This window comes from Mesorhizobium sp. M1E.F.Ca.ET.063.01.1.1 (genome assembly GCF_003998155.1).
Taxonomy (GTDB): Bacteria; Pseudomonadota; Alphaproteobacteria; order Rhizobiales; family Rhizobiaceae; genus Mesorhizobium.
In genome coordinates this window covers 1-7,637 of sequence record NZ_RZSC01000260.1, presented here as the reverse complement: position 1 = coordinate 7,637, position 7,637 = coordinate 1, and the positions used below count along the sequence as shown (strand labels likewise).

The 7,637-nt window shown below is 62.2% G+C and carries 11 protein-coding genes and 1 pseudogene; 6 read left to right on the top strand and 6 right to left on the bottom strand.

Features of this window, described 5'->3' with window-relative positions; all coding sequences use genetic code 11:
• Positions 1-240: pseudogene (locus EOA29_RS18820) on the top strand (5-aminolevulinate synthase); the annotation flags it as partial.
• Positions 241-448: 208 nt separating this feature from the next.
• Here EOA29_RS18820 and EOA29_RS18815 read toward each other — a convergent pair.
• Positions 449-1,345 carry a LysR family transcriptional regulator gene (locus tag EOA29_RS18815; RefSeq protein WP_127221274.1) on the bottom strand — a complete coding sequence of 299 codons (897 nt, stop codon included), beginning with the start codon at positions 1,343-1,345 and terminating at the stop codon, positions 449-451.
• A gap of 268 nt (positions 1,346-1,613) precedes the next feature.
• Here EOA29_RS18815 and EOA29_RS18810 point away from each other — a divergent pair, with 268 nt between their 5' ends.
• The 5 genes from EOA29_RS18810 (at position 1,614) to EOA29_RS43810 (ending at position 4,994) form a co-directional block, all read left to right on the top strand.
• Positions 1,614-2,348 carry an SDR family oxidoreductase gene (locus tag EOA29_RS18810; RefSeq protein WP_127221273.1) on the top strand — a complete coding sequence of 245 codons (735 nt, stop codon included), beginning with the start codon at positions 1,614-1,616 and terminating at the stop codon, positions 2,346-2,348.
• Between the two features lie 41 nt (positions 2,349-2,389).
• Positions 2,390-2,989 (top strand): NADPH-dependent F420 reductase, encoded by a 600-nt coding sequence (locus EOA29_RS18805; RefSeq protein WP_127221272.1) that lies wholly within the window; start codon positions 2,390-2,392, stop codon positions 2,987-2,989.
• A 3-nt stretch (positions 2,990-2,992) separates the two neighbouring features.
• Positions 2,993-3,559 (top strand): SRPBCC domain-containing protein, encoded by a 567-nt coding sequence (locus EOA29_RS18800; RefSeq protein ID WP_127221271.1) that lies wholly within the window; start codon positions 2,993-2,995, stop codon positions 3,557-3,559.
• Positions 3,543-4,355 carry an SDR family oxidoreductase gene (locus EOA29_RS18795; protein ID WP_127221270.1) on the top strand — a complete coding sequence of 271 codons (813 nt, stop codon included), beginning with the start codon at positions 3,543-3,545 and terminating at the stop codon, positions 4,353-4,355. The genes EOA29_RS18800 and EOA29_RS18795 overlap by 17 nt, the downstream gene beginning before the upstream one ends.
• 369 nt (positions 4,356-4,724) lie before the next feature.
• On the top strand, positions 4,725-4,994 hold the full coding sequence (locus EOA29_RS43810) for a DUF2274 domain-containing protein (protein ID WP_281061091.1): 270 nt from the start codon (positions 4,725-4,727) through the stop codon (positions 4,992-4,994).
• Here EOA29_RS43810 and EOA29_RS41500 read toward each other — a convergent pair.
• From EOA29_RS41500 to EOA29_RS41495, 5 genes are all read right to left on the bottom strand, one after another.
• Positions 4,948-5,235, bottom strand: a complete 288-nt coding sequence (locus tag EOA29_RS41500) for a hypothetical protein (protein WP_189478927.1) — start codon at positions 5,233-5,235, stop codon at positions 4,948-4,950. The genes EOA29_RS43810 and EOA29_RS41500 overlap by 47 nt on opposite strands.
• A 56-nt stretch (positions 5,236-5,291) precedes the next feature.
• Positions 5,292-5,600 carry a hypothetical protein gene (locus EOA29_RS43805; protein WP_281061092.1) on the bottom strand — a complete coding sequence of 103 codons (309 nt, stop codon included), beginning with the start codon at positions 5,598-5,600 and terminating at the stop codon, positions 5,292-5,294.
• Positions 5,600-6,298 carry an MFS transporter gene (locus EOA29_RS43800; RefSeq protein ID WP_189478925.1) on the bottom strand — a complete coding sequence of 233 codons (699 nt, stop codon included), beginning with the start codon at positions 6,296-6,298 and terminating at the stop codon, positions 5,600-5,602. The genes EOA29_RS43805 and EOA29_RS43800 overlap by 1 nt, the downstream gene beginning before the upstream one ends.
• A gap of 39 nt (positions 6,299-6,337) precedes the next feature.
• Positions 6,338-6,739, bottom strand: a complete 402-nt coding sequence (locus EOA29_RS18775) for a MarR family transcriptional regulator (protein WP_189478924.1) — start codon at positions 6,737-6,739, stop codon at positions 6,338-6,340.
• 384 nt (positions 6,740-7,123) lie between these two features.
• On the bottom strand, positions 7,124-7,637 hold a 514-nt coding region (locus tag EOA29_RS41495), incomplete at its 5' end, for a hypothetical protein (RefSeq protein WP_189478923.1).

Below are 7,637 nucleotides of genomic sequence, written 5' to 3'. Positions count from 1 at the left end.
CTGCTCGGCGTCCACGGCATCTACATCCAGCCGATCAACTATCCGACGGTGCCGCGCGGCACCGAGCGGCTGCGCATCACGCCGACACCCTTCCATTCCGACGCGCTGATCGCCGAATTGCAGGACGTGCTGGTCGAGACCTGGGATGCGCTCGGCATTCCCTATGCCACCTCAGGCCGTCCCGTCCTCGCCAAGAGCGACCGCATCGTTCCGTTGCTGGTGAACCAATCAGGCGGGTAGGCCAATAAAGGCGCGGAACCCATCGTCGCCGAGCACTCCCTCTTAGCCGAGGGTGGGTTTGCGATAGCCCGATGGGCCGCGAAGGCGCCGCCGACATAGCCGAAGCTACTGTCAGCAGCGCAAGGGGTTAACCGCGATGTCACTTGGAGCGGTCGCAGCTCGGCTTCCGACCGGATTACGGCAAGCGTCGCCGGCGACTCGCCGCGCGTCAGTCGCGCGATAGGGACAGCCCGGCGAGAAGCGAAGCGTACGCGGCAAGCCTGCGGGATGCGAACTCCGTGAAGAGCCGCACGCGCTTCGTCTTGCGTGCCTCCCCCTGTGTGAGAAGCCAGAGCGTTCCGTACATGTGCAGGTTGGTACCCGGCACCCTCGCCAGCAGGGGGTCGGCATCTCCCACGAAGCACGGCAGCGTCGTCATCCCGAGCCCCTGCCGCACCGCGACCATCTGCGCCTCGGCATCCGTGACCCTGAACGGAACCTCGGCGGTGCGAACCTCACCCTCGTGGGCCCAGTCCGGGATTCCATGAATGCTTATGACGATCCAGCGGATGGGATCAGGCGCGCCCGCACGCCACGCGGCCAGTCGATCGCGGGACATGTAGATACCGCCGAATACATCCGGTCCCTTCAGACCGTGAAGATTGAGCGGCAGGGTTTTGCGGTCGTAGACGACGCGAATCGCGACGTCGGCCTCTCGGTTGGTCAGATTTGCCAGCTCGCCGGACGACAAGATTTCCATCTCGATGTCCGGATAAAGACGCGCGAAATCGGAGAAGTCCGGCATGAGCAGGTGGGTCGCCAGCGGCGGTGCCAGTGTCACCCGCAGACGCCCGCGCACGCTCTGGTCGCGGCCAAAGACGCGCGTCTCCAGCTGGTGCGACGACGCTTCCATCTGGTCGGCGAGCTCGAGGACCTCCTCCCCCGCAGCCGTCAGGCGGTAGCCCGAAGGCAGCTTCTCGAACATGTGCGCCCCGAGCTGTTCCTCCAGTTGGGCGATGCGTCGCAGCACGGTCGAGTGGTTCACCCCGAGGCGCTCGGCGGCAGCCCGCACCGAGCCTGCACGTGCGACGGCAAGAAAGTAGCGAACGTCGTCCCAGTCGATCATGGTGCAATCCCGCACCGCCGGGTGCGTCTTCCAAAGCCCGTATTTAATACATCGAACAGCAGTACGGGGTGTTATCATAGCCTATGTCGACGGGCGCGGCCCAATTCCGAACGGCGGACACCGATCGTCGCGGCTGGCGTCAGTCGTCCAGCCGGATCGATTCCGCACCACCGATGTGCGCGCTTCCGCACTCAACAACTGATGCCGGCGGACCCATTTCGAGGTTCTCGGAGGCAAATGCTGTCCCGACGCCACGAAAGGAGAAGTCATGGGAAAGCTTGAGGGTAAGGTTGCAGTCATCACGGGTGGATCGAGCGGCATGGCGCTGGCGAGCGCCAAGCGGTTCGTTGAAGAAGGCGCCTATGTTTTCATCACGGGCCGGAGACAGGAGGCGCTGGACGAGGCCGTCAGGCTGATCGGCCGGAACGTGACCGGCGTGCGCAGCGACGCGTCCAATCTCGACGACCTCGACCGCCTGTTCGACACAGTCAAGCGGGAAAAGGGCAAGATCGACGTGCTGTACGCCAGCGCCGGCACGGGCGAAGCCGTCCCGCTGGGCGAGATTACCGAGCAGTATTTCGATGCGACCTTCGGCCTGAATACGCGCGGTACGCTGTTCACGGTGCAAAAGGCATTGCCGCTGTTCAACGATGGCGGATCGATCTTCATGACCGGATCAGTTGCTTCGGTGAAGGGTTTTCCTGGTTACAGCGTGTATGCGGCGAGCAAGGCGGCGTTGCACGCATTCGCACGCGGGTGGCTAAACGAGCTGAAGGACAGGAACATCCGGGTGAACGTGCTGCACCCGGGGCCGATCGCCACGCCGATGCAGGACCAAGTTCTCACCGAGGAGGCGAAGCGGATGTTCGAATCCCTGATTCCGCGGGGAAAGATGGGGCGTCCTGAGGAAATTGCGGCGGCCGCGGTGTTTCTTGCTTCCGACGATTCCAGCTTCGTGAATGGGGTGGAGCTGTCAGTCGACGGCGGCTTCTCGGCCATCTGAAAGGTGGGGGAATCAACATCAACACGGATCGGAGAAGTATTATGAGCTACGCAATCGTAGGATTCGGCAAGGTAGGTCAGGCTCTCGCCCACGCCTTCGCCCGTAAAAACATCGACGTGACCGTCGCTAGCCGCCGGCCGCCCGAGGCGCTGGCGCCACAGGCTCGGGCGATTGGACCCACGGTCGTGGCCAAGTCGTTGCGCGAAGCACTCGAGGCCGACACAATCATCCTGGCGGTCCCGTTCGGGGAGCATCGCGAGGTTGCGAAGGCCCTGCCGAGTTGGAAAGGCAAGACGGTCATCGACGCGATGAACGCGTTGGTTCCCCTTGAGGAACTGGACGGCCTCCCGTCCTCCGCCTTCGTCGCGAAGTCGTTCACCGGCGCCAAGCTCGTGAAAGGCTTCAATCACCTGGTTGCGGCGACCCTGGCCGCCGATCCGATCGTCGAGGGCGGCCACCGGGTCGTCTTTCTGTCAAGCGACGACGAGGACGCGACCGCTCCCGTGGCGGATTTGGCCAAACAACTCGGGTTCGCACCCGTCAAGCTGGGAAAGCTCAACGAGGGTGGCGCGCTGGTGCACGCGCGCGACCGCACTTGGGGCCGGCTCATCTTCCAGGATTTGTTCAAGAAGGAGCAGTGATCGATGTACGATCACGTGATCTGGCCCGAGAAGTACGATCCCGAGACCTCGGCCATCTACGCGCTCAACGACATCGACGTGAACGCGCCCCCCGAAGTGGTCTGGAAGCTGCTTGTCGAGGCCGAGAACTGGTCCAGCTACTTTCCCGCCGAAGACCAGGTGAAGATCCTGACCGGCAAGCGGGAACTGGCACTCGGAACTCGATACAGCCGGGTGACGGTCGGGTTCCCGATGAGCCTGGTCGTGACGGAGTGCGAGCCGTTTCGCAGGCTCGCCTGGGCAACGACGGTCGATGGCGATGACACCGGCTCGAGCGCTTACCACGGCTGGGTGATCACTCCGACCGATGACGGCTGTCATGTGCTGACCGAGGAAACGCAGCAAGGTCCCTGGTTCCTTGAGGAGCTAGGCCGCAAACATCCCGGCGCGCTATACCGCTACCATCAGGACTGGGTCGAAAGCCTCGCCCGCGCAGCCGAGGCGGCCGTTGCACGGACGTATGACCGTCCCGCGGCAAACTCAGAATTAGGACACCAAGCAAGAGAGACTCACGATGAACATCAATCTTAGTGGCCGTAAGGCGATCGTGACCGGGTCGACCGCCGGCATCGGTCGCGCCACCGCCGAAGGGCTGGCACGCGCCGGCGCCTCGGTCGTGATCAATGGTCGCGGGAATGCCCGTGTCAACGAGGCGGTGCGGCAGATGCAGCAGGCCTTTCCCGGAAACAATATTTCGGGCATCGCCGCGGACCTGGCGAGCCCAGAGGGTAGCGAGGCCTTGATCGCGCAGGTGCCGGATGCCGATATCCTCGTAAACAACGCGGGTACGGCTTACATCCGGGACTACAACGGCATCGAGGACATCGCGAAGATCCCCGACGAGGACTGGCTTGGCCTGTTCCAACTGAATGTGATGAGCGGGGTACGCCTGTCGCGCCATTACCTGCCGCGCATGGCGGGCAGGGGCTGGGGACGGGTTGTGTTTGTCAGCAGCGAGTCCGCGGTCAACATTCCCAAGGAGATGATCGACTACGGCGTCTCCAAGACCGCGCAGCTTGCGGTTTCGCGCGGCCTGGCCGAAGCGGTGGCGGGCACGGGCGTTACCGTCAACGCGGTCCTGCCCGGCCCGACGCGGTCCGAGATTCTGGGCAACTTCATGGCGAAGCAGGCGGAGGCGAACGGAACCACCCGGGAGGAAGCCGAGCAAGATTTCCTAAAGGCGATGCGTTCGACCACCCTCATTCAGCGCTTCGCGACGACCGATGAGGTCGCCAACATGATCGTGTACGTCTGCTCGGAGCAGGCATCTGCAACCTCCGGTGCGGCGCTGCGTGTTGACGGGGGCGTGGTCCGCTTCCTTGCATGATTGAGGAGGTGCGGGCCAGATCGCTCGATTTCAATCAACTGCTGTTGGCAGCCTACTATTTGCCAGGTGCCCCCAACTATCCCCTCCTATTCCACAGTACTCCCCCGTCACTCCCACTCCATTGTTCCAAACCCAGTTAGACCATTGAACTAGCTGGGTTTTTTCTTGCCTTCGGCGGCGAAAACCGACCCTCGGGCCGCCAAAATCTTACGGTGTTGATTTGAAAGGGAAAATCGCACGAAAATTTTTTGTGCGGTTTCGGTATCTATCGAGGTCGATCGGCTCTCAGGACCCATCTTCGGCGACGCGGATCGGTCTCGCTGCGACCAAGAAAGTACCGTACGGACTCATAGCATAGTGCGATTTGCGATGCGACCCGTCGCGCATCATCCGAGCGCAATCCCTTCATCTGGCGATCAGACAACCACATCGCGTGGCCGCCCTCGGAAAGGCTCTCCCAGAAGGGCCAAGCCGATCAAGGTGACGGTCGAGCTGCCGGCGCCGCTCCACCGCGATCTCGTCGCCTACGCGGACTATCTGAACAGTCCAGTTGTCTCACCGGCAATCGGTGCAGCTTACGCAAAAGCCACCGTCACGTTCTCATGTCCACGCAGGGCGCGCTGTTCCTTGAGGGAATGACGAACGTCAGGAAGCAACCCACAGCAAAAAGGACGGTGACCACTAAAAGGGCAAGCCGCGTTCCGCCGACGATGCGGTGACTGTCCATCAGGCTGCCGAGGAGAGCGACGCCGACAACCGAGCCCACTTGCCGAAAGGAGGTCAAAGCGCCGGAGGCAATGCCAATATTGTGCTTCTGGATATTGGCGAGAGCCGCGGCGGCGACGCTCGGCTGTGAGGCTGCCTGGCAGAGGCCGAGCAAAGAGAGTCCAGTTGCAGCGATCCAATAAGGTTGATTCGGCTCGATGAAGGCAAGGATCAGCGAGCCCGGGAGCCCGCCGCTTGCCCGAACAGAAGGACCCGATGGGCGCCATAAGCGGCGATGGCGCGGCCCGCAAGCAGCGGACCAATGATCGTCGTGACAGCGAAGGGGAGAAGTGCAAGGCCCGTGGCCGTCGCCGAATAGCCGGCGCCTTCCTGAAAGAAGATCGAAAGCACGAACATCTGGCCGTAAATGCCGATGCTGAGCAGAAAGCCGACCGCTGTCGCGATCGAGAAGCGACGATCCTTGAACAACTCACGTGGAATGAAGGGAGCCGGTGCCCGGCTCTCGACCCGGATCATCATCACCAAGGCGGACCGTAGGCGCCGGGTTCGCGCCATCCTACGCGCCCGGACTGCGTCAGGCCGATGGCGAGTCCCACCAGGGCGATGGCCCCCAAGACTTGGGCCAGCACATCGAACCGCCGTTCGGCTCGTTGTGTTTCGCTTATATGGCGAAGCATCACGATGGCCAGAAGGCCAACCGGAATATTGATCAGGAAGACCAAGCGCCAACCGACGCCATCAACCAGAAAACCGCCTGCCGAGGGGCCGAGCACCGTGGCTGCGCCTGCGACCGCGGCCCAGGCGCCGAAAGCGCGGGCGCGGTCGGCGGGAAGCGGGTGAAGATGGCTCGCGAGAGTAAGCGCCGTCGGCAGCATCAAGGCCGCGCCCACACCTTGCGCGGTGCGGGCAGCGATGAGGAATATGAGTGAGGTGGCGAGGCCGCATGCCAAAGAGGCCGCCATGAATATCCACAGCCCGAGCTTGAAGACCCGTCCTGCGCCGAAACGATCGGCACTGGCTCCCGCGATCAAGAGAAGGGCGGCGAAGCTGATGTTATAGGCGTTGACGACCCATTGCAGGCCGGCGACCGATCCGCCGAACTCTGCTCCAATGCGAGGCACGGCGACATTCACGATCGTTGTGTCGAGCACGATCATGAAGACTGCGATGAGAACGGCAACAAAGGCCAGCCGGCTAGCGGCGCCGGCCGACGCCATATCATGATCTTTCATAGGGTTATCCTCGAAGAGAGATGTCTATTCTTCACCGAGATCAGCGAAGTGGCTGTCTTCGACGGCCTGCGTCTCGATTTGCTGAATGACGCGGGCACTGATGCGGCGTAGCTCGTCCTGCTGCCGCTCGGAGAGAGCATCGAGCAGATAGGCGCGCACGCTTGCCGCGTGACACTTGGCCGCCGCTTGCAGGACGCTTGCGCCTTTCCCGGTCAGTTCCACCAGAAACTCCCGCTTGTCCTTCGGGTTGGAGTGCCGGGTGAGAAGTCCGAGCTTCTCCAGCTTGCCGATCGCATGGGTGACCCGGCTCGGCGCCGACCTCGTTCCCTGGGCCACAGCGGTCATGCGCATGCGGTCTGTCGGCGATGCGCCGAGCACAAAGAGAACCTCGTAGTAGGTTCGCGGGATACCGACGTCGCGCTTCAAGTCGCAGTCGAAGTGGTTGAAGAGGTCTCTGCTCATTCGGGAGAATAGGCGGTAGGTCCGCTGCTCCTCGGAGCTCAACCAGTCGATTTTGATAGGCATTGATCCCGACCTACAATTATTCCAGCTCTGAAATAAATTATTTCAGTGCTAGAATATGTCAAGACGTCAATCCTTGGAGCGTATCCGAAGCCACCAAAGAGAAACTTCGGTGATTCGAAATCTGCTCGCTTTCAGCGACTATCGGCGTCGATCGGTCGAATTTTAATCTCCGCAGGCGATGGCCGCGATTTCATCTCAAGCCAAAAACACTGTCACTCTCTGCCGCCAGCACCGTCTCGAATTCCGGCAGACCGGGTCTCGACCAAATCTGGCTTCATCTGGGCATCAATTCCTCCCTGTAGCCGTAACCCACGCGGATAGGCAGGCAAGCTTTTGCTCTTTCCGCCATGGCCGCCCGACGGTCGCGCCCAACGCCCTCATGCGCGCTTCGACCTCTGCCGGCGCTATGTCGAGCCTCTTTGTCGCGAGGTCAGGAAGCGATTTCCCGTCCAGTTCGACAAGCTCAATACCGGCTCGCCCGATAGCAGACTGAAGCACCTCCCGAAGGGCGAGCCCTTCTGCGACCGGCGGATGATCCGGAAAGGCCAAGCTATACGCCAGAAGGTCAGTGACCCAACCGGCGCGATTTGCAAGCAGTGCCGCCACGACCGGCTCGTATCCCCGGTTCTGCAGCTTGTTGACAATATCGTTCAGCCCCTCCGCCGCAAGCTGCTCCTGTCGCTTGCAGCCCTTGGCGACGGCAGCGGCCGCGGCGGCCAAACCCCCGCCATCGGCGCTACGCACCATCTCAGCGGCAACATGATACGGCTCAAGCGAGAGGCGGTCGCCCTCGCTGGCC

Excerpts from the sequence above, each read along its gene's own strand:
- EOA29_RS18805 (WP_127221272.1), top strand. The coding sequence starts at position 2,390 with ATGAGCTACGCAATCGTAGGATTCGGCAAGGTAGGTCAGGCTCTCGCC.
- EOA29_RS43800 (WP_189478925.1), bottom strand. The coding sequence starts at position 6,298 with ATGGCGTCGGCCGGCGCCGCTAGCCGGCTGGCCTTTGTTGCCGTTCTC.
- EOA29_RS18815 (WP_127221274.1), bottom strand. The coding sequence starts at position 1,345 with ATGATCGACTGGGACGACGTTCGCTACTTTCTTGCCGTCGCACGTGCA.
- EOA29_RS18795 (WP_127221270.1), top strand. The coding sequence starts at position 3,543 with ATGAACATCAATCTTAGTGGCCGTAAGGCGATCGTGACCGGGTCGACC.
- EOA29_RS43810 (WP_281061091.1), top strand. The coding sequence starts at position 4,725 with ATGCGACCCGTCGCGCATCATCCGAGCGCAATCCCTTCATCTGGCGAT.
- EOA29_RS18800 (WP_127221271.1), top strand. The coding sequence starts at position 2,993 with ATGTACGATCACGTGATCTGGCCCGAGAAGTACGATCCCGAGACCTCG.
- EOA29_RS43805 (WP_281061092.1), bottom strand. The coding sequence starts at position 5,600 with ATGATGATCCGGGTCGAGAGCCGGGCACCGGCTCCCTTCATTCCACGT.
- EOA29_RS18810 (WP_127221273.1), top strand. The coding sequence starts at position 1,614 with ATGGGAAAGCTTGAGGGTAAGGTTGCAGTCATCACGGGTGGATCGAGC.